The following is a 26,581-nucleotide window of genomic DNA, read 5'->3' as shown; positions in this document are numbered from 1 at the left end:
CTGCGGGACAGGATCAACTCAATGCTCTCACCTGAAGAAAAGTGATTTAGGCCGTGGATCCGATCAGTCAGTTTTCCAGTCCTGAAGCTGTCATGCAGCGTGCCCTGGAACTGGCCCACCTGGGGCAAGGTTTTGTAGAACCCAACCCCGCTGTGGGCTCGGTGATCGTAGATGATCGGCTACAGCTCCTGGGGGAAGGCTATCATCAAAAGTGTGGTGGTCCCCATGCTGAGATCCACGCGCTTCAAATGGCAAAGGACAAGGCCAGGGGGGCGACTGTTTATGTGACCCTGGAACCCTGTTGCCATCAGGGGAAGACCGGCCCCTGTTCCCAGGCATTGATACAGGCGGGTGTGAAAAAAGTTGTGATTGCGATGCGCGATCCCGCTCCGCATGTGGACGGTGGTGGAATCGCTGATCTCAAAGCAGCCGGGATTGAAGTCGAAGTCGGACTTTTAGAAGCAGAAGCACAGCGACTGGTGAGGCCTTTTGTTAAGCGGGTAACACAGGGGTTGCCCTGGGTACATGCCAAATGGGCCATGACGTTCGACGGAAAGATAGCCAGCCGCACAGGGCATTCGCAGTGGATCTCCAACAGCAGGTCACGTGAAATCGTGCATGAGCTGCGGGGACGTATGGATGCAATCATGGTGGGGCATCAAACGGCACTATCGGACGATCCCCTGCTGACTGCGCGACCTGCAGGAAAAAGAACACTCACGCGAATTGTCGTTGATTCTCAGGCGACGCTCTCATGTGAGTCAAAGCTGGTTCGTACCATCTCTGAGGCTCCGGTACTCGTGGTGGCTCATCCATCAGCGCCAGCGGAAAATATTCAACGGCTGGAACAGGCTGGGGTCGAAGTGTGTCTGATAGCAGGAGACGCTGGTTCAACCCGCCCTGACCTCACATCATTCATGAGGGAGCTGGGGCGTAGAGAGATGACAAACGTGCTGATCGAAGGAGGCGGAGGGTTGCTCGGATCTGGTTTCGATGCAGGGCTGATAGACGAGGTGCACGTATTCCTCGCTCCGAAGCTTGTTGGTGGAGCGGCCGCGATCACACCCATGGCGGGAATCGGCCTTGATCAGATTCCCTCATTTGAAAACATCACAGAACTGGAAGTGCAGCAGCTGGAGTCCGATCTCTACTTGCACGGACGGGTGGTGTATCAGGCTTCAGAGTGTGAAGGTTCTGTGGAACCAAAATCAGTTTAGCGATCGTGAGAGCGTATCCAGCAGGGTACGCAGTTCCGGACGTTGTCTGATCACACCGACCAGGGCGTATTTGCTCAGGTTGCTGCCATACATCTGGCGGTTCAAGGTGGGGCGTACTTCGTCTTTGAAGTAGCGATCCTGGCGGAAGCGGATTGCGGCATAGCAGACTGCCATGGCGACCAGGCCCAGTCCCAGATCCAGGTACCAGCCATCCCAGCTCAGTTCCATTTGGCGATGGATGAGAACGCAGGCCCAGAACCAGGTCAATAGCGCGATCCAGACCGGACGGGCGACCAGGGCATTGAGCCGTTCGTTGGCGTGTACCAGATGCCCGTAGAATTCGGGACTGGCCATTTCATCCAGTGGACGCTCTTTCTGGAAATTTTCACAGACCAGTTCACCATGATTCCGTGAAACAATTACTGACTCTCCTTCCTCGGGTAGAAAGTCAGCCAAGTATTCCAATTCCTCAAAGGGTGTGCTCATTCCTTTTCCCTTATCTTAATTCTCACCGGTTAAAGTATCGCTTTGTTATGAAGCTGAAACACACTGATGTGCATTAAGATTTCGTTTCAATTACAGGAATCTTCCAGCGCGTTGTTATGATTAGAAAGATCGAATCACATTTATTATTTTATCTAAATCATTCTCGACGACAATAGGTCCGTTCGAAAAAGGCGTTTTGTTTACGCCATGATTCATCAGTTTTTCATCCAGATGTTCATCAGTCGCAGAGTGGTATGCTACGGTCGCGTTGGGATCTTTCAGCTGATGCCCGGTCAGAATGCAGACGACGCGATCGCCGGCGGCAATGACGCCTTCTTCTTTAAGGAGTCGGGCTCCAGCGACGCTTGCTGCACTGGCAGGTTCGCAGCCGAGACCACCAGCGCCGACCTGGGCTTTGGCATCCAGTATCTGCTGATCACTGACTTCACGCACGATGCCGTCACAGACATCGAGGGCACGGAGTGATTTAGAGAAATTGACGGGGCGATTGATTTCGATCGCACTGGCCAGAGTGGATGCCCGGCGATCTTCCTGATCCATTTTCGTGAAGAAATCGGTAGAGCGATCGCGGTCGTAGCGGCCACCGTTCCAGCGGAGCCCCTCTTTTTCATAGAGCTGATACAGAGTGTTGGCGCCCTGGGCGTTGATGATCGCCAGACGCGGAATCCGATCGATCAGACCGAGTGCCTTGAGTTCCATGAACGCTTTGCCGAATGCGCTGGAGTTCCCCAGGTTTCCGCCGGGAACAACGATCCAGTCCGGCACCTGCCAGTCGAGTCCTTCCAGGACGCGATACATGATCGACTTCTGGCCTTCGAGACGGAAGGGATTGACGCTGTTGCAGAGGTAGATGCCTTCGGTCTGACAGACTTCTCGCACGCGTGCGAGAGCATCGTCGAAGTCTCCCTGGATCTGAATGGTCTTCGCACCATAATCCAGTGCCTGTGACAGTTTGCCAAACGCGATTTTTCCACTGCCAACGAAAACGACGACTTTGAATTTCTGAGCGACACTGGCATAGACGGCCAGTGAGGCGCTGGTGTTTCCGGTAGAAGCACAGGCGGCGACTTTTGCGCCAACCATGGTCGCATGGGTAGACGCGGCTGTCATCCCGTTATCTTTAAAGCTGCCGGAAGGGTTCAGTCCTTCGTATTGCAGGAACAGGCCATCATCGTTGACACCAACATAGCGAGCGACAGGCTGAGAGGTTTTGAGCATCGTCTGGCCTTCGCCGATCGTGACGATCTGTTCGTCGCTGGCAAAGGGGAGTAGTTCGCGGAACCGCCAGACACCACTGAAATCGAGTGGTCGATTGCGATGGCTCCAGCGTTTTTCGAAATCACGTAATGACTGAGGCAGCGGTACCTGGTCCCACTGATAAGTGACATCAAGCAGCTCGCCACATTTGGGGCAACCGGTTAATACTTCATCCAGAGAATAGGTGGCCTCACAATCAGGTGAAATACACTTCTGGAATGCAAGTTCAGTCGATACAGTGGAAATCGTAATTTCTCCTCAGTCTCAGATTAAAAATAAGAAATGTCTGATTTGTTGCAATTTAGATCGGGGAATCTCAAAACCGGCGTTTATTGTCCAGACCACTACGAGGATACGCAACAGAAAGCACCGGCAAACAGAGGGTTTTTCCCGGAAGTTCGTTCAGTTTGAGGGATGCCGCTGCGGATCTCTTCTTGAAATAATATTTCTAAGGTCTTACATTGATTTGGGTAACGGCAAATATGTTCCGTATCTACCACTCGCTTACTCTGAATCAGCAGGCAATGAGACGATGTTCGATCTTTCCCGGGTACAGGCTGCGTTAGACCAGTTTCAGATGGACGGCTGGCTATTTTACGATTTTCGTGGCAGTAACGTGTTGGCCCTGCGGATCCTGGATATTCCCGAAGCAGCCATCGGCTCTCGTCGCTTTTTTTACTTTGTTCCCCGAGTGGGGACACCCCTGAAACTGGTCCACCGAATTGAATCGGGAGTACTCGATCATCTGCCGGGGGACAAGGTTGTTTACCTCAAGTGGCAGGAGCTGGAAGCGGGCCTTGCGTCGATTCTGAAAGGAACCGGTCAGGTTGCGATGGAGTATTCACCGCGCAATGCCAATCCTTACATTTCCCGAGTGGATGCTGGAACGGTGGAACTGGTGCGCGAATCGGTCGACTCCATAGTGCCCTCTGGAGATCTGGTGCAACTGTTTGAAGCGGTCTGGGATCAGGAGCAATGGGAACTGCATCAGCGTGCAGGCGTCAGTACCGACAAAGCGTTTGAGGTTGCCTGGTCATTCATCGCCCGTCAGATTCGCGAGCATGGGAGTATCGAAGAACAGGCCGTCTGTGATGTGATCATGGCACACTTTGAAGAGACGGGCCTGACGACGTATCACCCTCCGATTGTAGCGCGTGAAGCACACAGTGGAAATCCACATTATGAAACGGGTACCGGCACAGATACGGCGATCCGTGAAGGGGATTTTGTTCTGGTTGACCTGTGGGCCAAGTGTGATGTCCCCCGTGGTGTTTACAGTGACATGACCCGCGTTGGCTTTGCAGGAACTGAAGTTCCGGAAGCGTACTCGAAGATCTTTCAGATCGTGGCGGAAGCACGTGATGCCGGCATTACCATAGTGGAAGAAGCTTTTGCTTCTGGTAAGCCACTTCAAGGCTGGGAAGTGGATCAGGCCTGTCGCGATGTCATCGAAGCAGCGGGGTATGGCGAGTACTTCGTGCACCGCACTGGTCACAGCATTGGACAGGAGACCCACGGGAATGGTGCCAACATGGATAACCTGGAAACTCATGAGGAACGGCTCATCCTGCCTCAGACCTGCTTTTCGATCGAGCCGGGAATCTATCTACCCGAGTTCGGGGTACGCAGTGAGATCAATGTCTTTGTAGATGAAGCCTGCAAAGTCCATGTTACAGCCGGGGAGCGCCAGACAGAGATTCTTCCGATACTGAAGGAATACTGAGCCAGACGCTCCAGAAGATTCAGAGTTACTCCTGGTCAATGCGAAGCATTTCGTCCAGGATGACAGGGTGCCAGAGATCGTCGCGCTGCGATACTTCGGTGTAGTTCTTTCGTGCCCAGGTGCGCAGCTTAATCTCCTCAATCGCATCGACTGATAACTGATCTGTCTGATGTGCTGAAAAAGGAATGGTAGCTGAATTACCCAACGGTCTTCTCCTCACTACAAATGGTTTGAGAATGAAACTCGGCGAACCAGCTTCCTGCAGCCGCACGACCCGATTTGTTAAAGAACGTACCTGAAAATCTCTCACGGAAAAGGGGGCGCCTGTGGTGGTTTCCCCAAGCATGTGAGAGAGAAAAGATCAGGCTCCAGTGAAAAGTTACTCCTGACAAGAATCACTGGAATGGACAAATATTGTAGTCTTTTTGTTTGGAATGCAAGCCGAAATTCACTCAACTGCAGCGCATCTGACGCAAGGCATGGCTTTATCTGAGGTTAGGATTTCACTGCATCTGGAATGAAATTCCGATTCTGCAGCCTGGGTCGATTATTTCTCCAGGGAGATGTCGACGGTTGTTCCCATAGGCAGTTCAGGCCAGAGTGGACCTGCCGGCTCGACATGTACCAGAATCAGACTTTCGTTGGAACCGGTTTTACGAACGGCCTGCTCTGAGATTTTCCGAACAACGCCCTTCCCCTTGAGATCTCCCGAGAAAAGAATTTTGACCTGAGTCCCTTCTTCAAACAGGCTGATCTTGCGAGAGGGGACTTCAACCAGCAGATAGGGGTGGTCTTTATCGAACAGTTCAACGATAGGAGCCCCCTTCTGGATGGTATCGCCGACTTCTTTTTCAAGCATGCCGACGGTGCCGTAGCGACCAGCTTTGAGCTGCAGGTCTTCGCGCTGGGTTTCGAGTTGTTTCAACTCGTTTTTCACCTGTTCGAGTCGATTCTTGATCACTTCGACTCCCATCGCCAGGCGAATCTGCTGAGGAAGTTTTCTTTGCAGTGCTTTTAATTCGGCCATCTGTTCTTCACAGAGTTTGACACGCGCTGCAAACACTTCGGCCGAGTTACGAGCAGATTCCTGTCGCAGCATGGCGGTGATCCGATTCTCATCAGGAAGACGGCTTTCATAAACCAGTGAGCGAAATACTTCTTCGTTCGAGCCACTACTGGAGATCGAATCGTAATCCTGCAGGAAGTCCTGCCAGGCCAAATTGGTAATCTGATGAATGTACTGCTCTTTGAGGTACTGAGATGATTTGAGTTTGGCCTGGAAGACTTCGGACTCGATTTCTTTATTGCGTAACGCCAGTTCAACTTCAGTTTTTGCCTGGGACTGTTCCAACTCTGCTTCCAGAGCCGCTAACTGCTGTTGTTTGACCTGCCAGGTTTTTTCGAGCGAGCGATCAAAGAGTGTTACAACAATATCCTCGCTGTCTACTGTCTGTCCTTCTGTGACATGCATTTTCTGGATCACCGCATCGGTTCGCGCAGTGACGATCGTTTTCGGGGCTTGAAGCGAGCCGACGTAACTGTCAACGCGGAGTCCTCTGACCCATTGAGCGCAACTGACGCCCCCGACCAGTGCAATCATTAATATGACCAGCGCCCGGAAACCGAGCGAGGAGTGATGTTCGTTCAGATGGTGCTGCACCTGATAGTCATCGATAGTTTCAGCAGGCATTTCTGGCTGTCCTGTCAATCATCCAGAGTCAAACAGTTTTCCTTTGCGTACAGAGCACGCCATTAATCGAATCGGAATCCGGAAGATCAGAATTTACCTCAAAACCGTCAAATTCCACACTGCCGGGCTCTTGGGTGTTAAACTTTAACGTTTACGAAGACTTCTGGTGGGATGTGCGGAGATCATCTAAAATGAATGTGTACGTAATGCCATGTTTATTCTGGGGCCTGTGGCTTGGATTTGGGGAGCGTTCTGGAGAGCAGGTCCGCCCGGAATAAGAGGCTCTGTTCCGGATCGGAGCCTCAGCAGTCGCATTTCTGAAATCCTTTGGTTAGGATGAAATCGAGTCTACTTTGAAGTGATTTACAGAGATGAACAGATCATCTTTTTTTAAGACGCTTACCGCTACAGACACAGAAAGTGAAATGAATTTATGAAGCCGATCGTACAGATTTCACTGGATCTGACCAATATTGAAGAGGCGCTCGAAACGGCAGCGATGGCGATGCGGGCAGGAGTGGACTGGCTGGAAGCCGGCACTCCCCTGATTCTGGCAGAGGGTTTGAACTGTGTCAGGGAGTTGCGGAAAGCGTTTCCGGAAACTCCGATCGTGGCGGATCTCAAGACCATGGATGGTGGTTACCTGGAAGCGGAAATGATGGCCAAGGCAGGTGCGACGCACGTTGTTGTGATGTCACGGGCACATGCAGAAACGATTCATTGCGTGGTCAAGGCCGGGAAAGATCATGGCGTCGAAGTCATGGGAGATAATCTCGCAGATGACATGGTCTCTGCCGCGAAAAAACTGGAAGACCTGGGATGCGACTATGTGATTCATCATGTCGGCTATGATGAACGTCGGGGAATCGCTGCCCGTGGCGAGCGGATGCCCAGTCCCCTGGATCAATTAAAAGAAGTCGTCGAAGCTGTCAGCATTCCCGTGCAGGCTGTGGGTGGGCTTTCGCTCGAACAGGCGATTCGCACTCCCGAATATGGGGCGCCGCTGGTCGTACTGGGAGCACCGCTGACCATTGATGCCGATTCCTTTAAGACCGCCAGTGGAGATCTGGAAGATTCACTGCGGCTGATTTGTGAAAAAGTACACGCTTACGGTGATGTTGCGATTGGAGGTCAGAAATGAGTCAGGTGGAATCAATGCAGACGGCAGTCGTGAATTATGCTCCCGAGGCAGACTCGGTTGAATTACAGGAGATTCCGGTTCCCGAGATTGGACCGGATGAAGTGCTGTTGGAAGTGGCAGCCGTGGGTGTCTGTGGCAGTGACCTGCATCAATGGACGGCAGACCATAGTTGGCCGGTCAACTATCCCGTTGTGCTGGGGCATGAATTTGCTGGTACGATTTCCAGGACGGGTGAACTGGTTCGTAACTGGTCGATCGGAGATCGCGTCGTCAGTGAAACAGCGGCCATCATCGATCCCGACAATCCGCTCTCTCGCGAGGGACGCTACAATCTGGATCCGACTCGAAAAGGCTTCGGCTACGGTGTGAATGGTGCCATGACCAGTTTTGTCCGGGTGCCGGCACGTTGTCTGCATCATGTGCCTGACAGTCTGCCTCTGGAAAAAGCGGCTCTCACGGAACCTTGCTGCGTGGCCTTTAATGCAGTCGTCATGAATGGAGATATTCAACCGGGTGATCGGGTCGTCGTGTTCGGGCCGGGGCCCATTGGTTTGCTGTGTGCTGCAATGGCTCGCCTGCAGGGAGCGGAAGTTGCAGTTGTTGGTCTGGAACGGGATCAGGGCCGTCTGGAAATCGCTGCTCGCGAGTATGGCTGTGAACCGATCATTGCCGGTCTGGATGATTGGAGCCTGGCGGTAGATGGTCTTGGCGTGAATGGTGTGGTCGATGCTGCCGGCGTGTCAGTGACATTGAAGAAGTCACTGGAGATCGTTCGTCCTGGGGGCTGGATCAGTAAGGTGGGCTGGGGGCCTCAACCTCTGGGCTTCTCGCTGGATCCTCTCGTACAGAAGAATATTCGCCTGCAAGGCAGCTTCAGCCATAACTGGCCGATCTGGGAGCGGGTGATTCGGTTATTAACGACCGGGCAATTGAACATCGATCCGATTATCGGTGGTACCTGGTCTCTGAGTGACTGGCATACTGCTTTCGAGACGATGCACTCTGGCGAGATCGTCAAAGCGGTTCTCACGCCCTGATGTTGAGCACCCTGCTAATGTAAAACATTTCCTGCAACGTTGAATATAAAAACTGGAACCTTCGATGCCCAAACTAGCCGCGTTTCCTAAAGCCTTTATGGATGAACTGTGTCTGTCCGGTGAAATGACACTCCAGCAGTGGATTGAACTGGCAGCGACACTCGATATTGATGGACTTGAATTCTATGCCGGTTTCCTGGAGATGAAGGATCAGAATTTCTGGCCGGAAGCCAAAAAGATGGCAACGGATCAGGGATTGGAAATTCCCATGATGTGCTGCTCGCCGGACTTTACTCATCCTGATGAAGCATTTCGTAAAGAGCAGGTCGAGCATGAAAAATTCTGGATGGAAATGACGGCTGCATTGGGGGGAAAATATTGTCGAGTCCTATCCGGGCAGAGACGCCCCGAAGTTTCCCGGGAAGAGGGCATCCAGTATACGGTCTCTTCCATCGAAGCCTGCCTGCCGCTGGCAGAGCAGCTTGGGCTCACCCTGATCATTGAGAATCACTACAAAGACAATTACTGGGACTATCCGGAATTTGCTCAGATGGCGGATGTCTTCTGCGATCTGGTGTCTCGGATTGATTCTCCCTACTTCGGGGTCAACTATGATCCGAGCAACACGATTCTGGCGGGAGAGGATCCACTGGAACTCCTGGCACGGATCAAGGAGCGGGTCGTTACGATGCACGCCAGCGATCGTTATCTGATTGAAGGGACCATTGAGGACCTGCGCAAAGAAGAAAACAGCCTGGGATATGCCAGTCGTCTCAGCCATGGTGTGATCGGCAAGGGGCTGAATGATTACGACGAGATCTTCTCACAGTTAAAAGAAGTTGGATTCGACAGCTGGATCAGCATCGAAGATGGCGTCAACGGGATGGAAGAACTCCAGGAAAGCGTGGCATTTCTGCGGGCCAAAATGGCTCAATATTGGGGATAATACCCGGTTTATTAATAATTGGCGAAGATTTGGGGGAATGGAGAGGCAAACGGCTGTTGCACATACGTCCAATTTGGGGTATGGTGTATACATCTGACACGAGATGCGTCATGCGCTGTGTTAATACGTCTATATTTATTACACATTTTTGTGTCACTCCCTCCTGTGCGTGAAGTACAATTGATCATTCAGTAATTGTCACACGTACTTAGCAGGCACCTTCCTCATCAACAGAACCGATACGCCATGCTGGTTACAACTCAGAAAACAACTTTACTGGTAGTACTTCTCACCGGAACACTGTGCTTCAGTGGATGCGGCAGTTCCAATTCGCCTGAGCAGCGGCGCGTGAGTTCCAATCCATTTGCGCCTTCGAGTAATAAGAGCACTTCCTCGTCACGCTCCCGTTCTGTACAACAGTCGCCTCCAAGGTCGACATCGAGTAACGCATTGTCGAGCGATGAGAGAAATGGGACGCAGGTAACAAGCTCAAAGTCAGAAACGACAACGATGCAACCGGGAGCGCAGTCACCCGCTTCCGGAACGGGCTCTTCCCAGGTTGATCTCATCGCAGAGACGAGTAAGTACACCCTCGATGCACAGAATCCGGGAGTCGCTGTGATCGTGCGCGGCATTAGTGATAACATGCCCGAAGCGATGCCCTTGATTATACAAACGCTTGCTCCGGTTGTGGGAAATCAGCAGCCTGGCAGTGCGAAGCCAATTCAACTGGAACAACACCTGATTGATAAGCAACTGGTGTTGATTATGCGGCCAGCTCCTGCAGATCTGTTTGCATTTGCTCAGAAGTTGAAATGTGGGGCGATCAAAGAGATCGACATTCAAAAACGAATCATCACTGTCGATACAGAATTACCTCAACTGAAGGTACTCGCGCAGAACGTCCAGGCCGGAAATACTGGAATGAATTCAGACTTCAAAGTTTCTGCGAATTCTGAGTCGCTGAAAAACATGCAAGCCAATGGAAATGTACCGACGATTGGTAGCGCACCTGAGAAAACCGTAATTCCCAAAAGTGAAGTCGGCACGGACCGCGATTTAAAACCCAGACCAGGCGAAGAGACAATCGACTGGGCGCTGCGTGTGATTGCGGGGACCAGTTCGTTCGCCCATGACACCGCCTGTAAAAAACTGGCCAAAATGGATCCTGATCCCCAGGACCTGCAGCGAGTGTCGTCAATTCTCGCCGCAACTCTGCCTCTGGCCAAGGAAGGTTTCCGGATGCCCGAGCATGTGAATGCGATGGCAGTCTGGTACACGGATGGTGCCACACGTGAATTTGCAGAACTGCTGGAACAAGAAAAAGATTTTCTAGTCCGAGAGAAAATTATCAAACTGCTACCGAATATTCATTCGCAGACCATGGCTGAAGTCCTTGTGGGCCGACTGTCCGATCGGGAAGACCGGAGGGATGCTCGAAGAGCCCTGCAGATCATGGGGGAAATCGCCGAAAAGCCGGTGCTTCAACTCTTGAATGATCCCGATTCTTCACTGCGCATCGAGGCCTGTAATATTCTGCAGTCGGTTGGAACTGCAGAAGCAATTGCTGCGCTGCAGGAGCGTGCAGAAACCGAAGAGAATGATGTGGTGAAAGAGCAGCTGCTGCGTACCCAGACTAAGATCGAAAAGAAATTAGCCGGTAAGTAATCCGCTTTTTCTAGAGGTCTTTAATACCCGGCAGCAGCGCCGTGTTTACGTGGGTCACTGTGTCCCCGCAGGCCATCTGACTGACGGGAAACGGCCTGGGAGGCGGCTAGACTGGAGCTCTTTTTCGTAGAGTGTCCAAACCCTTTGAGCTTTTCACCCACCTCACCAAACAGCTCAGGTTCCAGAAGGAGATCTTCGGGAACCCATTGATGGTGGATGCGTGGCGCATCAACGGCTTGAGTCGGCGTCATGCCGAACACAATCATGTTCAACAGCACTTGCAGTGTGCTGGAGATGATGCGCGGGCCACCGGAGGCACCAGCGGAAAAGACCGCTTTTCCATCTTTGACGGCGATCGTGGGGGACATGCTCGAAAGCGGTTTCTTGCCGGGTTCGATTTCGTTGGCTTTTCCCTGAATCAAACCAAAGGCATTCGGTTTGCCGGAGATGGCAGCGAAATCGTCCATCTCATTGTTCATGACGATTCCGTATTTGGGAATGACGACATAACTGCCGAAGGTCAGGTTGATCGTTTCGGTGCAGGCGACCGCGTTTCCCTGGGCATCCATCACTGAGAAATGGCTGGTCCCTCCATCCTGGGGCGGAATGTAGCGGCCGTAATCTTTCATGGATTTTGTCTGCTGCGGATCAATACGACGAGCCAGTTCGCTGGCATAGGTGCCGCTGGTCAGCCGTTCGATGGGAACGGGGACAAAGTCGGCATCACCCAGGTACTCTGCTCGGTCGGCAAAAGCATGTTTCATGACTTCCGTCAGCAGGTGAATTTCCTCCGGGGAGTGGAACTTCAGTTTCCCGAAGGGGTGTTTTAGTGTCTGCTGCTCGAGCGCTTTGATCATATTGAAGGATTCGATGATGGCGATCCCTCCGCTCGACGGAGGGGGCATCGTCAGAATCTGATAGCCATCGAAGTTGGTCGACAGTGGTTTGCGAATAATGGGTTGGGTTGCTTTCAGGTCTTCCAGCGTCAGGATCCCGCCGGCCGATTTACCACAGGCGGCAACCATCGCTTCAGCGACAGCCCCTCGATAAAAGCCGTCATGCCCGTATTCGGCGATGAGTTCCAGAGTCTTCAATTGCGGACTGAAAAAACGGGCATCTTCTTTCCAGGGTTTGCCGTGATTCAGGTAGTCATCGACCAGCGTCTTGAATTCATCCGGATTGAGGGTTCCGTTTTTGATACGGGCCAGCATGCCTTTCTGGACAGAACGCATATGTTCGTTGATTGGAACCCCACGTCGGGCCAGTTGAATCGCGGGGAGCATCACTGTTTTCAGATCCAGTGTTCCGTATTCTTTGACAGCATAACTCAATCCGGCGACAGTGCAGGGGACTGCGACTGCCAGAGGTCCCTGGCGGCTGGCCAGCTGACGCTGTTTGTCAGTTCCTGGCAGCTCGGCGTACATATCAGGCGTGGCAGCTGCGGGAGCCCGTTCTCTGTAGTCGATCACAGTTGCCTTTTGATCTTTGGCATTCCAGATTACCATGAAACCGCCGCCCCCCAGACCACAGCTGGCCGGGCGGAGAACAGTCAGAGCGAAGGATGTGGCCACAGCGGCGTCGACGACGTTGCCGCCTGCTTTGAGAATGGCGAGCCCGGCGGCACTCGCCAGGGGATGATCGGCGGCGACTACTGCCTGTTCATATACTTTTTCGTCGGTAGGGGCAGCAGGTTCCGCTGCGCGACCCGCTTGAGGGCTGAAGAGGATTAAACTGGAGATTAAGATGCACAACACGTTATTTAATAGTGGTTTACACTTAATAAGTTTCAACAGCATGTTCTGCCCTCGGGGTCTAATCTGGGATGCAAAAATGTGTCAATCAGGAGAGACAAACTTCTATTGCCGCTCGAAGTCTGTCAGAACTCTGATTATACTATGCGACCAGTGTTGAATGATTTCCAGAGTGAAAGCCGGAAAATCTTTCCAGATGTGCAGCTACCCTGTTTTCCTGTTGAAACCCGTTTTCCGCTTCCTCAGATGATTCTATTCCCGGCTGTCTGACACCGCATCGACATCCGCAACAAACCGTTAACAAACACAGTCGCAATACCATGACACTCACCAGACTCGAAACGCCTCCAGCAGAGAAGACATGCCAGCTCGTCACGCTGGGCTGTAAAGTAAATCAGTATGAGACCCAACTCGTAAAAGAGGCGCTGGAGAAGAACGGTTATCGCGAAGCAGGCGAGAATGAAACGGCCGACCTGTGTGTTGTAAATACCTGCACCGTCACCGCGACGGGCGACTCGAAGGGGCGCAAGCTGATTCGTCAGCTCTCTAAAAATAATCCCGGTACCAAGATTCTCGTGATGGGCTGTTATGCCACCCGAGATCCGAAGACCGTTTCCGAATTGCCGGGTGTATTTGAAGTCGTTACGGATAAACGTGAGCTTCCCGATATCCTGGAACGTCACGGGATTGTCGACATGCCGACCGGCATCTCCGAGTTCGAAGGTCGCAAACGGGCTTATGTGAAGGTGCAGGATGGTTGTATCCTGCGGTGTACGTATTGCATCATTCCCCAGGTACGTCCCGGACTGCAGAGTCGTTCCCCGGAGGATATCGAAGAGGAAGTCCGGCGGCTGGTCGGAAACGGTTTCAAGGAAATCGTGCTGACGGGAATTCACGTCGGCCACTTTGGTGTGGATACGACGCGAGGCAAATCGGGTAAGGCGCCCTTCCGACTCTGGCATCTGTTTCGCAAGCTGGACCAGATTCCCGGCGACTGGCGGATGCGGCTCTCGAGTGTTGAGGCTGCTGAAATCCACGATGATTTTATTTCTGCAGCCGCTGACTGTGAACACCTCTGTCCCCAGTTTCATCCTTCACTGCAGAGTGGTTCCGATACCGTTCTGAGACGTATGAAACGCCGCTACTACGTGAGTCGGTTTCTGGAAAAACTGCAGATGATGCGGGAACGACTGAATCATCCTTCCTTTACGACTGATGTGATTGTCGGCTTTCCCGGTGAAACCGATGAAGAATTTGCAGAAACACTGCGTGCCTGTGAAGACGCTGAGTTCATGAAGATCCACGTCTTCCCTTTCAGTGCCCGCAAAGGGACACCTGCTGCCACCTATGAGGATCAGGTCCCTGCCGAAGTGCGGCAGGAACGTTGCCAGCAACTCGCGGAACTGGAACGGGATTTAGCACAAAAATTTTATCGCACACTCATTGATCAGGAACTGGAAGTTCTGGTAGAACGTGAATGCGAAGAGCGTCCCGGCTGGGTGCGAGGTACCGATCGCTGGTATGCCCCTGTGGTTTGCCCGGGCTCCAGTGCGGATCTTGGTAAGTTTGTGATCGCCCGTGGTACTCAGGATCACCGTGAGTACCTCGAAGCTGACCGCATCTGATTCATTGTGACAGACAGAGCTTTGTTGCTGCAGTCATACTGGCTGGTAATATCCCTGTCCGATCCGATTGAAAAGAAAGAAGTTGAGTGGCCGTATTAATTGCGATTGAAGGCATCGATGGTTCGGGAAAAGGGACTCAGGCCGCACGTCTGCATGAAAAGTGTCAGGCAGAGGGCATCAGCTCGAGTCTGATTGGTTTTCCACGATACTCTGAGACCCTGTTCGGGAAATCGATTGGCGATTTTCTGAACGGCCGCTTCGGAGCATTAGATGCAGTCCATCCTTTCCTCGCATCATTGCTATATGCGGGTGACCGTTTTGAATCACGCGGGTTTATCCAGAAGACGATAGAGGACAGCGAGGTAGTCATCTTTGATCGCTACATTCCATCCAATATTGCCCACCAGGGGGCCAAACTTTCCGGGGATGAACGCATCGAATTTATTTACTGGATTGAGCAGATTGAATACGTGATCTACCAGATGCCTCGTCTGGATCAGGCAATCCTGCTGGATCTGCCTGCCGATTATGCACAGAAAATGGTGGCAGAAAAGCAGGCGCGGTCTTATACCGATCAGGTCACTGATCTGCATGAGTCGGATCAATCCTATCTGGCCCAGGTCCGAGATGTTTATCTGCAACTCGCAGAGGCGAACGAGCACTGGGACAAAATCGAATGTCTGCAGGAAGGCCAGCAGCGTTCCATTGACGACATTGGCACTGAAATCTGGTCGCATCTGACACGTCTGCTGGCACGGTAATGCCTGCTTCAGCGGTTTGTTCAGCGCCTGCATGAACAGCAGCGTTGATTGATTCAATCTTAATCAAAGCTGAACTTAAAATACTCTTGACCCTTTCCTGACTCAGCCTGTCTAATATCAGTATTCTTTGATCTTTGGAAGGGAGATGGGAATTGTGAAGCGCGACCTGAGCCAACTCACCTTGCGGGAGATGTTTTCCGATACGGAACGTCTGACTGCAGAACTCGCAGATCATCTGGAGCTGGGATTCCTCCCGAAAAATCAGCAATTAATCCGTATGGTTCGTGTGCTACCGGAAGGCGTGGAAAAACGTCGGATAGAAGATATCAGTGTCCGTAACCAGGCAGCTGATTTGCTGAAGAGCGATCAATTTACCCAGGAACTGTTCACAAAACTGGATGAATACCTGGAAGCCATCGAAAATTCGATTGAAGGAATTATCGACGGGAACTGAATCACTTCAGTTGACGGGCGCGGTGAGAGGTGAGAACTCCTCAACCAGTTTGCGGGCACTTAGTAAACCATCGACGGCGGCTGAGACGATGCCCCCTGCATAGCCGGCCCCCTCTCCTACGGGATAGAGCCCTTTGAATCCTGGTGCCTGACAGGTATCGCGATCGCGGTCAATGCGAACGGGCGAGCTGCCGCGCATCTCAGGGCCAACCAGCACCGCATTTTTCAGAAACAGACCGCGCCATTTTTTATCCATCACAGGCAGTCCGTTCTCAATCTGGTTAAGTACCAGCGGAGGCAGCACCTGATGCAGGTCGGTGGGGACAACGCCGCGACGATAGGTACCCGCGTATTGAAAGCTGGCATCAGTTTGTTTGTGATTGAGAAAATCTTCAGCGCGCTGAATCGGACAGTAGTAGTTTTGCTGTCCAATCTGATAAGCGGCCGCTTCGTACTTTCGTTGCAGCTCAACGCCGGCCAGGGGGTGTTCGCTACCGAATTCTTCCGGATAAATCGTGGTCATGATCCCACTGTTGGCAAACCCGGTGTCATGCCGTGAATTGCTCATGCCGTTGGTGCAGAACATACCCGGTTCCGAGACACTGGGCATCACAATTCCCCCGGCGCACATGCAGAAGGTATACAGATCACGTTTGCCTTTGGTGATCATGGTATAGTCGGCCGCGCCCAGGAGAGACAGATATTCGTCTCGACCGTACTTGTGCTCATTGACCTGTTCCTGCGGCTGTTCGATGCGCAGGCCCAGTTGAAACGCTTTACGGAACAGGGGAACGCCCAGATCATAGAGCATCTGGTATGTGTCGCGGGCACTGTGGCCGATGCCGAGAATGACCTGTCCGGTTTTGATGTACCCGGAAGAGGTCATGATGCCCTGCACCTGACCATCCTTGACATCAATGTCTTCCAGCCGACATTCGAAACGGAACTCGCCTCCCAGGGCGTCAATCTTGCGGCGGAAGTTTCGACAGATCATGGGAAGCTTGTTGCTGCCCAGGTGGGGGCGATGTTCGTAGACAATTGAGGGCCGCGCACCACACTCAACAAACCGCTCCAGAACCCATTGCACGTCTGGTCCCGTCAAACGGCAGGTCAGCTTGCCATCACTGAAACAGCCCGCGCCTCCTTCACCGAAGAGGTAGTTGTTTTCGTGATGGAAGTCGGCTCCCTTATCGAATCGCCTGATTTCGGGGACGCGCTCTTTTACGGGAAACCCACGTTCAATGATCAGTGGTCGATATCCCTTACACGCCAGATAGTAACCTGCCAGGAGTCCTGCAGGACCTGAGCCGACGACGACAGGCCGCTCTTCCAGGGGAGTCGATCCGTTCTCCGGGTCGAAAAAGGTGCTTTCGGTAAATGCCTGAACGGAAAGATCTTCGCGGAGATGTTTCAGCAGGCTTGCTTCGTCGGCGACATTGACCTCGGCAGAATACACAAAGCACAGGTCATGGCGCGAGCGGGCATCCAGACTCTTTCTCAGAATCCGAAAACTCTGCAGGTCATCGTCGCCGACTCCGAGTTTCAGAGCCAGCTCGTGAGCCAGTTCTTCCTCGGGAATCTCGACGGGGAGACGAATGTTGGTAACTTTGAGTGACATAGATCAATAACCGAAATCGAATGGGCGCGTTATGCGATTTGAGATCGCCCGACTTGAGATCGCCCGGAGCAATTCGACATGTTATACCGCTGGGGTGAGCGAATGCAATTTTGTCACTTTGAAACCGGCAGAAAAGGGCAAAAAACTTTGCCCAGATTCTCATTATGCCTGATTCAGGCAGCTTTTTTCAGGGGCGTGGATTCGTCTGCCAGTGAAACTTTTTCTGTGTGCACCAGCTTAGTCTTGCGCTCGAGATCATCCATTTTTTCCTGCACGAGCTCTGTATAGTATTTCAGTTCCTCGCGGGACAGGTTTTCCGGGATGTGGATCGGGTGTCCGATCAAGAAGTAGATTTTGCAGAACGGTTTAGGGATTAAGATATTGGTCCAGCTACCCTTTAATTCCCAATACCGGGAGGCTGTAAATGCGGTGGGAACCACGGGACGTCCGGAATGAGATGCCAGGAAAACGATTCCTGCTTTCATTTTGTGATGCGGGCCTCGAGGTCCATCAGGGGTGATGACGATATGCTTTCCTTCAGCCTCTGTGAGTAACTTCTTGACTGCAGAGGCACCGCCCCTTGAAGTAGAGCCTCGAATGGCGCCCATGCCTGCTGCTTTGAGCATGGCTTCGATTGTATCTGCATCCCGATGCTGGCTGATTAAGGCGACCGACTGATGGCCACGGGCACCAAAGATAGGCGGAATGACAGAATCGTGCCAGACGCTGTACAGGAAACGTACCGATCCCGTATCAGCAAAGGGACAACGTTTCAGACCATCATCAACAAATTCAAAACGCGTTGTTTTGGTTATCATACGTAAGACGAAGACGACCAGATTATTAACCAGGCTCAACAGAGCGGGACTCTTGATTTTCAATCGATTACTCCTGCAGGATCTTGACCAGACGGGTAGTGGCTGAGGGAATTGTAATGATGTTCGCATCTGCGCAAATCCCAATTTCTGCAGGAGGCGTGATTTCAGAATAACCGGTAGCCACTTTGCGCAGATTGCCTGTTTTTAAGCGAATTTCGCGTCGGACAGGAACTCACGCGTCAGGATCGAGGGGGATTCCCAGGGCTTCGATGCGTCGGTACAGTTTTGCCCTGGTCAAACCGAGCAAGCGGGCCGCTTCCGTACGATTATGTTTTGTCTGCTCGAGTGCCTGCTGGATCTGATCTTTCTCTACTTCCTGCAGAGTCTGTTCCAGCGGTTTGATGAGAGGGGGCAGGGCCGGTCCCAGCGAGCGGGCATCCATCCCCGTTAACAGGCGCAGGGGAAGTGAGTCCCGGGTGATCAGGGTTTCCGGAGTCGACTGAAAGGCTGACTGAATTACCTGTGCCAGTTCGTCCAGGTTGGCAGGCCAGAAGTAGTCGTGGAACAGTGAAAGTACTCCCGGTGCAAATCCACTAACCTGTTTCTGCTGGTAGCGATTTTCATTCTCCAGAAAATGCTGCGCCAGCAGATCGAGATCTTCTCTCCGTTCCCGGAGGGCAGGCACTTGAATCTGCAGTGTGCTGATCAGAAAGAAAAACTCGGGGAGCAGTTGTTCCTGTTCGAAAAGTTCATTCAGGGGAGAGGAACAGGCTGTCATCAGGCGGACTGTCTGAGCCTGGGATTTCGTCTGAAAGTTCTCAAGGATGATTTCCTGGATATCGCGCGAGAGATGATCGACTTCATCCAGGAAGAGCACCCCCGGTTCGAGGGGCATGGATTCATCCAGATCCTTTTCGAAGACTTTCTTAACGGTCTGTTTCAGTTCGCGGGGAGGCAGCTTTTTACAGTTTAAGGGAACAAAGATTTTACGGCGCTGCTCACTTTCAAAGTGCAGGGCACGGGCCAGATGTTCCTTACCGGTTCCGACTTCTCCCTGGAAATGGACGGGCTCCCTGGTATGAGATGCGAGTTCGAGTTGTCGCAGCACGCGCTGCATGGCGGGATTTCTGGCTATGACCGTGGAAAAGCGAAAGCGATTTCGGAGCGACAGGCGCAGCGCGGCCAGTTCAGCATGCAACTGTTGGGAGGCAGTTGCAGAGCGGAGTTTGTGAGGCTCATCAATGGGATCGATTGTACCCAGTACCAGACGGGTTCGGTTCTGATCATCCAGCAGCGGAGTGTAGCGAATCACGCAGGGAATGGTTTTACCACTGCGGGTCAGCAGGTAACGGGGAACTTCACTCCGCGTCCCTTCAAACACTTCGGGAGGGGGGCAGAGCAGATTGCAGACGGACTCACACTCTTCTGGATCAGTATCGACTGCATAATCACAGGTCTGTCCCAATATTTCTTCTGCTGGCCACTCTACAATGCGCTCACAGCCCTGATTGAAGAACAGGATGACCCGAGTCGCGTCGATTAGAAACAGAGGAGTCTGGAGCGCGTTCAGGCGAGTCTCCAGACGCGTACGGCGTCCCGAACTGCGGTTCATGCTGTCCGCCTCCTCTGTAACCTTCGAGTTGATAAATCAGGCCCTTAACGCTGTACGCGTCCCGATCCACCGCCGCGCATTAACGCTTCAATTTCTGATCGTGTCGAATAGTTAAAATCACCTTGGATACTGTGTTTCAGGCAACTCGCGGCGACTGCATAGCGAATGGCGGTTTCCGGTGCAGACAGTTCCGGTGTGTTCAACGCAAAGATCAGGGCACCCGCGAATGAATCGCCGGCTCCGACGCGATCGACAATATTTCGGATCTCATAGCTGGAATAATTTCCCTCTGTGTCACAGGGAGCAAACTCAGCCCGCTGTTGGCTTTGATCGTAGAGCATCGCTCCCCAGTTATTGTGGCTGGCAGAGATACTTTCCCGCAGAGTAATCGCAACCTGTTTGACATTGGGGTATTGAGTCGTGATCTCTTTCGCGACGGCGATATAACCTTCAATGTTGAGTGAGCCGGATTCCACATCGGTTTCAGGAGCCCTGATCCCCAGCGAGAGATCTGCATCTTCTTCGTTCGCGATGATTACATCGATCAAGGGAGCCAGTGACTGCATTGTGGCCTTGGCCAGTTCAACCGGGGCCGTACCTGGTTTCCAGTTCCAGAGTTTTTTGCGAAAGTTGAGATCACAGGAGACCGTGATGTTCCGTTTGCGGGCTTCCTGTAAGGCTCTTTCGGTGAGACGAGCCGCAGATTCACTGATGGCGGGCGTAATTCCAGTGATATGAAACCAGGTTGCTCCTTCAAATACCCGGTCCCAGTCAAATGTTTCTTCTGTAGCCTGGGCGATGGAGCTGAATTCACGATCATAGGTGACAGTGCCTCCACGCTGGTTGGCTCCCGTTTCCACAAAGTAGATCCCGAACCGCCCTTGAGACGTCCGGTGAATCAGGCTGGAATCGACGCCCAGTTTCTGCATCTCCTGTACGAGGGCATCCGTAATTGGATTGTCCGGGGAGGCGGTGGCAAAAGCAGATGTACCTCCCTGGAAAGCGACGGAGATGGCGACATTCAGTTCACCGCCACCAAAGGTTGATTCCAGAAGGCCTGGGATGGACTGCCTGACCCGCAAATGATTTTGAGGCGCCAACCTCAACATGACCTCACCTAAAGTAACGACTCGCACGGCACACCTTTGAGTTGATTTATAATATTCTGACGGGGGAAAAGACACGTCGTTCAGCTTACCCTGACTGATCAAATCATTCCAGCTTGGCATAAGAAACGAAGTGTGTCTGCGGCGAATCGATTATCGGGAGCATCTGAGGAGAATCCCTGAAATGATGTTTGTGGGCGAAAGATGATTCTTGATTTATTCCTGAAAATATGTCATGGTGTGCCAAACAGTTGTCACACCCCTGATTTAGAATCATTTCATGACTTCAGACTTGAACAATACACAGAATACAGGTGGCGGCAGTTTCGTCTAGCCCGTTCAGGGACAGAGATGGAGATGGACGGGGTTGCCTGCATGGAACTGCCGCCCCGCTGTTTTTGTGCAAGTTTGTCTCCTCTTTGAAGCGTCAAAACATCTGGACAAAAATCCCATTGTATCCGCGACTCCTGATTCATAAGGAGGCTTTCGCCTGATCTGGGCAATTATTTGATCTCAGCTGCATCGTTCGTTTTGACATGCTCACCGGGCAAAAATAGATTGCTCCTTTAAATCAGATGTTGAACCCTGGAAAGCGAGCAAATGGAGCCAAAGGAAACGGAAGTGGTCTGCCCGGACTGCGACCAGAAAATTGAATTCAAATATGGAATGAACGAATCGGGCAGACTGACATCAATGGAATTTCAGTCCCGACGTCTGGGTTGTTCTGTCGAGTGTCCTCACTGTGGACATGTCTTTGTCTACAAAGTTGACTCGGACGACAATTAAACAGACATCTATATTGTCTGTTATCCTCCCTGAATATTCAGCATTACCTTCACGCTGAAGATTAAAGACCCAATGAGACAACAATAGCAGGCGATGAGCATGCCACGATGCGACCGCTGTCTGTGCCTCGTCAGCGGCTGCGCCAAACAGACCTGGATCAGTAACCTGATACAGACAAAGGCAGTCAACGCGGAAGAGATGGCAAGAACGACCGCCAGACCCAGATAGCCGGCGTGCAGAGTGGCCATTGTGCCTGTCATAGAGGGCTGATGGATTTCGAGCAGCAAGATCAAGGTCTGCCACTTCAGTCGGAACACCGCCAGCGCAGGAAATCCGGCCAGGGTTAGCAGCAGCAGTACCGCAGCGATACCGGCCAGACGCTGATCGGCAAACAGCCCCCTCAATTGTTCTGGCGTGCGAATCTTTGTGCCCTGCTGTGCCAGTGCATCAATCAGAAATGCCAGGCCTGCCAGAGTGAGATAGGAGAACAAGAGCTCCGGTGCATATTCCTGGATCGCCTGCAGAATCGAGCCTGACTCCGGATTCTCAGAGGCATGTCTCCACCTCCAGCAGACAGCAGACAGCAGCGCCAGAAAGACGCCTGTGGTCTGGATGAGAAGCAGATCGAACAGCCCGCGCAATTGTTTTTCGACGAGCAGGAGCCCGGATGAGACGGTTAGTGTGATCAGGGCGCAATAGTAAAAAATCTGTTCCAGCAAAGGAGACTCGACAACGCCGATTTGTGAACCGATCAAGATCAGAAAACTGAGGCCCGCAGTGAGGGGGATCAGTAAGGTTGTAGAGGAGATCCAGCAGGGAATTTCGGTTCTGAGTTCCTGTTGTCGAAAGTGAATCGGAATGGCTCCCATGCGGAAGATGCAGCCGAATAACGTCAACAGGATTCCCAGTGCTGGCAGTAAGTGATTGCCTGACGCGCCCGGTCTGGGAGAGATTGTATTCAGGTAGCTATGGATGTCTGTGAGTCGCGTGGAGTCAACCACTGCGATTAACAGGAGGATGCCCGAGAGCAGTATCAGCGTTAAAGGCAACGATGATTTCAGCATCAACCGCGCAGCCAGAGGGCGATTGAGCTGAGGTATTTGCGTGAGTGTCAAACCGCTGTTGCACAGCAGAATGAGCTCAAACCCAAGTGCTAAAAAAAGAAGATCATTGAGCATGGGAACAGAGATCAATCATGTCGAGTGCTTCCATCGGCGGCGGGCATTGTGAGCAGAACTTTTCCAGAAGTCCCCTGACGTTCGGCATCCCCGACGGCTTCTACGATTTGATCCAGAGGATAGCGGGCACTGATTTCGGTGGACAGGACTCCCTGTCGGATCAATCCGGTCAATTTTGAAACGAGTCTGATCTTAGCGGGGAGTGAAAGACTCTCCATATGTCGTGCGAGCCAGAATCCTTCGATACTGGCGCCCGTACGAATCAGGTCACGCGAGAAGAAGTTTAACGGCGCGTCGTCCAGTGAGCCGAAGACTATCAGCCGGGAACGTTCCCCCAGAACTTTGACCAGAGCTGAAGCGGTTTTCCCTCCTACCGGATCAATGGCATAACGGAGAGTCTGTTTCCCGGTCAGTTTTCTGATCTGGTCTATCAGAATCCGCTCGTCATCATGTGCCGCATTAAACACAATGACATGTTGCGCTCCCAGTGCTTTTAATTCCGCAGCCTGTTCCTGGCGACGAACCACGTTGAGTGTTTTGAATCCTTCGAGCTGTCCGAGTCGAATGATCATTCTGCCGACTGCGGATGCAGCTGCCGTCTGGATCAGCCATTCTCCTGCAGGAATCTTGAGTACTTGTTTGACCAGGACATAGGCGGTGGCTGGATTGACAAAAAAAGTCGCCGCCTGGTCTACAGTCAGTTTCCCGGAGACAGGAATCACAAACTGACTGGAAAGGGCCACTTTGTCCGCCCAGTTTCCTGTCTGGCGATTCAGGACAACGACCCGCTTGCCTTTGAGGATACTTCCCCGTAAGCCACCGCCGCTGGCCTCTACGATGCCAACTCCTTCAAAGCCCGGCACAGCGGGTAGGGCAGGGCGCGTGGAATAGCCGCCTCTGATGTTGAGCAGGTCAGAGGGATTGACGGGACTGGCCAGCATGCGGACCAGTACTTCTCCCGCTCGGGCAACCGGTTCTTCCGACTCACAGACTTTGAGGACGTCAGCCGGTTCTCCAAATTGCTCAAAGCGAATCACGCGCATGGACTGTTCTTTCACTATCAGAAAATATCACTGCAGAGAAAGTTTAACAGGTCGAACTCAATCCGATCAAGCAGTGTCGCAGTGCGCGATCGGAAATCGGTCCGAACAAAAACAATCCTTGTCACGGACTGTGTGACAAGGATTGCTGCGGATCTTCAAAATTGGATCAACCTGAATGACAGCTGATGCAGAATGATTAATTCTGACGGGTCGCGTTGAATTTAGAAACGCCTGAAGCCGACTGGGTAGGCTGTGCGGCGGGTTTCTGTGCGGTACCCTGTGGTTCTGGCGTGCTGGAACGCTTCCAGTTGTCAGTTGACCAGTGAGGATAGTACTGCACGACGCTGCTGCCCAGGTCGCTCAGAATTTCATGGAATTTCTTGGTGGTCATGTGCTGGTTGGGGATCACCCGCTGCAGAACAAACCGACGGTTGCTGGAGATGTAAGCAAAGAATTTGCCGTTGCCCATGCGGTCGTTGTCAGACAGCAGACGCAACATGGCGGTCCGCGGAACATCGGCAGCACTGCGGGGCAGCGGATCCAGCCAGGCCATGACCCAGACCCATTCGCCATTTTCACTCAGAACAGCAGACATGGAGAGTTCCCATTCTTCTTTGTTCTGATTGGCTTTGAACTGAAAGTCATAGCGTTTCTTGGTTTTGGTAACTTGCAGACCCATGGCTTTCAGCAGGTTGCCCAGCTGATCTTCTGAGATCTGGCCGGGGAGCTTTTCTCCGCTGGCTTTTTCAGCGGGTGCACTAGAGGCAGCAGGCTGCTGCGCGTGAGCACCAACTCCCAGAATGGCCATGGCCGATAAGACAGCCAGAAAACAGCCCACGACGATCCATCCGCGTAACGTGATTTTCATTTTGAAGACACTCCTTTGTCACTTCATTGCTCTTGTGTTTACGCTTGTCTACCTGCGTTCCATCTGCAGGTTGACCGGCGACTGTCTGGCGTTGCCTGAGACAGTCAGGGATGAGTTCGTCATCCCTGGGTCGGAAGCATGGTTCTCAGCGGCAGATTCTGCCGAATTGAGTTAATTTAGATCAAATAAGCCTTTGAGGCAGATCTGTGACCATGTTTCGAACTGATCTAACTCTTGTAACAGTTTTTCCGGTGAGTCAAACCCTGTCTCTATAATCGACTCTTCACGGGGTAGAACTTTGGGCAACTCCAGGTCAAAAATGTGAACTATTCCCAAGTGGACCTTTCCGACCTCGGTTTCGTCGTCATTAATCAGTCCGACACAGCGTTCCGTGAAGGTGGTATCCATGGAGACTTCTTCGTCCAGTTCCCGCTGCATCCCCTCGCGGTAGGTGGAACCGGCTTTGGCGTCGTCTTCCAGTGAAATATGGCCGCCGATGCCAATTGACCGCTTACTGTGCAGACGCGATTCTCCCCCTTTGGAGCCACGGGTATAGTAGAAGATCTTCCCCTCGTGCCGGAAAATGCAGTAGGGAATCAGCTGTTTGAAGCTGGGATCTTCTTCAACCGTGTCGCGGGGGCGAAAGCTGATGTAATTCGGGTCGAAGAGGGTTTTCATGTACGGTTCGACCTGATCGTTGAATCCCTGAAAATGACCGACCTCGTGGAAAAGGAGTGTGGGGACGACCATGACGTGTTCCACTTGTTGTTCGGTATCTGACATCGCTGATCCTTCTATGCTATGTGAACAGGTTGACTTTGATTGAAAATTCGTTGCGTCAGGAAGCTGAGCGCCCCAGCAGTTCGCAGACTTTGTCGCCGATTTCCGGTGAGCGCATGAGTGTTTCGCCTACCAGAATGCCTCGCACGCCGGCCTCCTGCAGTCGCAGGACGTCGTCGCGGTTCCGAATGCCACTCTCACTGATCAACAGACAGTCTTCCGGCAGACGGGGGCTGAGTTCAATGGAGTGATCCAGGCTGGTGACGAATGTTTTCAGGTTGCGGTTGTTGATCCCCAGCATGGGTGGGTTGAGTTTCAGGACCCGATCAAGGTTGTCGGGTTCATAGATTTCGACCAGAGCCTGCATTCCCAGCTCCTGGGCATAGCCGTACAGATCATGCAGCTGCGTATCATCCAGGCACTCGGCGATCAAGAGGACGCAATCCGCGCCCGCGACGCGTGCTTCCAGGATCTGGTAGCGATCGATGATGAACTCTTTTCGCATGACGGGAATCGTGACGGCAGCACGAACCGCCTTAAGGTAATCGAGGTGCCCCTGGAAATAGTTCTCGTCGGTCAAGACACTCAGACAGGCTGCTCCGAACCGTTCATAGGTCAGTGCAATTTCAACCGGATGAAAATCATCCCGAATAATTCCGGCAGAGGGAGAGGCTTTTTTTACCTCAGCGATCATTCCGACAGGGCCGTGGTTTCGCAGGGATGCAACAAAATCACGTATGGGAGGCGCCGTTGATAACTGATCGACCAGCGCTGCAGCGGGCACGCGAATTTTAGCCTGGCTGACTTCGCCCTGTTTGTGTTGGATGATTTCTTCGAGAATGTTGCTCACGGATTTATCTGGCTACCTATGGTTGCAGGGGCACTGATTGTCGATTCTGTCTCCGTAGCATAACTCCCCGGACGCGGAAGTACCACAGAGTCGAGGAAAGCGATCATGATTCCACTTGTAATTCCGATCGGGGATCACCACGATGG

At 52.4% G+C, this 26,581-nt stretch carries 23 protein-coding genes; 9 read left to right on the top strand and 14 right to left on the bottom strand.

All coding sequences use genetic code 11. The features are described from left to right. The first annotated feature begins 53 nt into the window (after positions 1-53). On the top strand, positions 54-1,217 hold the full coding sequence (gene ribD, locus FYZ48_RS06560; protein WP_149338626.1) for a bifunctional diaminohydroxyphosphoribosylaminopyrimidine deaminase/5-amino-6-(5-phosphoribosylamino)uracil reductase RibD: 1,164 nt from the start codon (positions 54-56) through the stop codon (positions 1,215-1,217). Here ribD and FYZ48_RS06555 read toward each other — a convergent pair. Together FYZ48_RS06555 and thrC are read right to left on the bottom strand one after the other, a co-directional pair. Then, positions 1,209-1,703, bottom strand: coding sequence for a hypothetical protein (locus tag FYZ48_RS06555; protein ID WP_145045263.1), 495 nt, complete (start codon positions 1,701-1,703; stop codon positions 1,209-1,211). The genes ribD and FYZ48_RS06555 overlap by 9 nt on opposite strands. Positions 1,704-1,823: 120 nt before the next feature. Continuing rightward, positions 1,824-3,233, bottom strand: a complete 1,410-nt coding sequence (gene thrC / locus FYZ48_RS06550; protein ID WP_149338624.1) for a threonine synthase — start codon at positions 3,231-3,233, stop codon at positions 1,824-1,826. 280 nt (positions 3,234-3,513) lie between these two features. Between thrC and FYZ48_RS06545 the strand changes: the two genes are divergently transcribed. Continuing rightward, positions 3,514-4,704 carry a M24 family metallopeptidase gene (locus FYZ48_RS06545; RefSeq protein ID WP_149338622.1) on the top strand — a complete coding sequence of 397 codons (1,191 nt, stop codon included), beginning with the start codon at positions 3,514-3,516 and terminating at the stop codon, positions 4,702-4,704. A 25-nt stretch (positions 4,705-4,729) separates the two neighbouring features. Here the strand turns inward: FYZ48_RS06545 and FYZ48_RS06540 are convergent, their stop codons facing one another. Together FYZ48_RS06540 and FYZ48_RS06535 are read right to left on the bottom strand one after the other, a co-directional pair. Continuing rightward, positions 4,730-4,909, bottom strand: a complete 180-nt coding sequence (locus FYZ48_RS06540) for a hypothetical protein (RefSeq protein WP_145192766.1) — start codon at positions 4,907-4,909, stop codon at positions 4,730-4,732. 342 nt (positions 4,910-5,251) lie between these two features. Continuing rightward, entirely contained in the window at positions 5,252-6,394 is a 1,143-nt protein-coding gene (locus FYZ48_RS06535; RefSeq protein WP_149338619.1) for an HlyD family secretion protein, read from the bottom strand. A gap of 433 nt (positions 6,395-6,827) precedes the next feature. Between FYZ48_RS06535 and FYZ48_RS06530 the strand changes: the two genes are divergently transcribed. The 4 genes from FYZ48_RS06530 (at position 6,828) to FYZ48_RS06515 (ending at position 11,186) form a co-directional block, all read left to right on the top strand. Beyond that, entirely contained in the window at positions 6,828-7,535 is a 708-nt protein-coding gene (locus FYZ48_RS06530) for an orotidine 5'-phosphate decarboxylase / HUMPS family protein (RefSeq protein WP_149338617.1), read from the top strand. Continuing rightward, complete coding sequence (locus FYZ48_RS06525; protein WP_198422182.1) at positions 7,532-8,572, top strand: zinc-binding dehydrogenase; 1,041 nt, start codon at positions 7,532-7,534, stop codon at positions 8,570-8,572. The genes FYZ48_RS06530 and FYZ48_RS06525 overlap by 4 nt, the downstream gene beginning before the upstream one ends. A gap of 64 nt (positions 8,573-8,636) precedes the next feature. Next, entirely contained in the window at positions 8,637-9,518 is an 882-nt protein-coding gene (locus FYZ48_RS06520) for a sugar phosphate isomerase/epimerase family protein (protein WP_149338614.1), read from the top strand. Between the two features lie 510 nt (positions 9,519-10,028). Then, on the top strand, positions 10,029-11,186 hold the full coding sequence (locus FYZ48_RS06515) for a HEAT repeat domain-containing protein (protein WP_187781896.1): 1,158 nt from the start codon (positions 10,029-10,031) through the stop codon (positions 11,184-11,186). Positions 11,187-11,206: 20 nt separating this feature from the next. Here FYZ48_RS06515 and ggt read toward each other — a convergent pair whose 3' ends face one another. Then, positions 11,207-12,982 (bottom strand): gamma-glutamyltransferase, encoded by a 1,776-nt coding sequence (gene ggt, locus FYZ48_RS06510; RefSeq protein WP_149338610.1) that lies wholly within the window; start codon positions 12,980-12,982, stop codon positions 11,207-11,209. 275 nt (positions 12,983-13,257) lie between these two features. Between ggt and mtaB the strand changes: the two genes are divergently transcribed. The 3 genes from mtaB (at position 13,258) to FYZ48_RS06495 (ending at position 15,777) form a co-directional block, all read left to right on the top strand. Further along, positions 13,258-14,562 carry a tRNA (N(6)-L-threonylcarbamoyladenosine(37)-C(2))-methylthiotransferase MtaB gene (gene mtaB, locus FYZ48_RS06505; protein WP_149338608.1) on the top strand — a complete coding sequence of 435 codons (1,305 nt, stop codon included), beginning with the start codon at positions 13,258-13,260 and terminating at the stop codon, positions 14,560-14,562. A gap of 86 nt (positions 14,563-14,648) precedes the next feature. Then, positions 14,649-15,323 carry a thymidylate kinase gene (locus FYZ48_RS06500; protein WP_149338606.1) on the top strand — a complete coding sequence of 225 codons (675 nt, stop codon included), beginning with the start codon at positions 14,649-14,651 and terminating at the stop codon, positions 15,321-15,323. A 154-nt stretch (positions 15,324-15,477) separates the two neighbouring features. After that, complete coding sequence (locus FYZ48_RS06495) at positions 15,478-15,777, top strand: hypothetical protein (protein ID WP_149338603.1); 300 nt, start codon at positions 15,478-15,480, stop codon at positions 15,775-15,777. Positions 15,778-15,783: 6 nt separating this feature from the next. Here the strand turns inward: FYZ48_RS06495 and FYZ48_RS06490 are convergent, their stop codons facing one another. From FYZ48_RS06490 to trpC, 9 genes are all read right to left on the bottom strand, one after another. Then, positions 15,784-17,394 carry an NAD(P)/FAD-dependent oxidoreductase gene (locus FYZ48_RS06490; protein WP_149338601.1) on the bottom strand — a complete coding sequence of 537 codons (1,611 nt, stop codon included), beginning with the start codon at positions 17,392-17,394 and terminating at the stop codon, positions 15,784-15,786. Positions 17,395-17,567: 173 nt separating this feature from the next. Continuing rightward, on the bottom strand, positions 17,568-18,275 hold the full coding sequence (locus FYZ48_RS06485; protein ID WP_187781895.1) for a lysophospholipid acyltransferase family protein: 708 nt from the start codon (positions 18,273-18,275) through the stop codon (positions 17,568-17,570). A gap of 169 nt (positions 18,276-18,444) precedes the next feature. Beyond that, positions 18,445-19,824, bottom strand: a complete 1,380-nt coding sequence (locus tag FYZ48_RS06480; RefSeq protein ID WP_149338597.1) for a sigma 54-interacting transcriptional regulator — start codon at positions 19,822-19,824, stop codon at positions 18,445-18,447. A 44-nt stretch (positions 19,825-19,868) separates the two neighbouring features. Then, positions 19,869-20,960, bottom strand: coding sequence for a sugar kinase (locus FYZ48_RS06475; RefSeq protein WP_261344346.1), 1,092 nt, complete (start codon positions 20,958-20,960; stop codon positions 19,869-19,871). Positions 20,961-21,736: 776 nt separating this feature from the next. Beyond that, entirely contained in the window at positions 21,737-22,894 is a 1,158-nt protein-coding gene (locus FYZ48_RS06470) for a proton-conducting transporter transmembrane domain-containing protein (protein WP_149338593.1), read from the bottom strand. 11 nt (positions 22,895-22,905) lie between these two features. Next, positions 22,906-23,937: a zinc-dependent alcohol dehydrogenase family protein gene (locus tag FYZ48_RS06465; protein ID WP_149338591.1), complete on the bottom strand. Its 1,032-nt coding sequence runs from the start codon at positions 23,935-23,937 to the stop codon at positions 22,906-22,908. A 196-nt stretch (positions 23,938-24,133) separates the two neighbouring features. Beyond that, complete coding sequence (locus FYZ48_RS06460; protein WP_149338588.1) at positions 24,134-24,805, bottom strand: type III secretion system chaperone; 672 nt, start codon at positions 24,803-24,805, stop codon at positions 24,134-24,136. 171 nt (positions 24,806-24,976) lie between these two features. After that, a complete protein-coding gene (locus FYZ48_RS06455; RefSeq protein ID WP_149338586.1) occupies positions 24,977-25,588 on the bottom strand; it encodes a phosphoesterase in 612 nt (203 codons plus the stop codon). A 55-nt stretch (positions 25,589-25,643) separates the two neighbouring features. After that, positions 25,644-26,435: an indole-3-glycerol phosphate synthase TrpC gene (gene trpC / locus FYZ48_RS06450; RefSeq protein WP_149338584.1), complete on the bottom strand. Its 792-nt coding sequence runs from the start codon at positions 26,433-26,435 to the stop codon at positions 25,644-25,646. Between the last annotated feature and the right edge of the window lie 146 nt (positions 26,436-26,581).

It is taken from the genome of Gimesia chilikensis (assembly GCF_008329715.1).
Classification (GTDB): Bacteria; Planctomycetota; Planctomycetia; order Planctomycetales; family Planctomycetaceae; genus Gimesia; species Gimesia chilikensis.
Note: the sequence above shows the minus strand (reverse complement) of the source record. Positions and strands in the feature narration are given on the sequence as shown.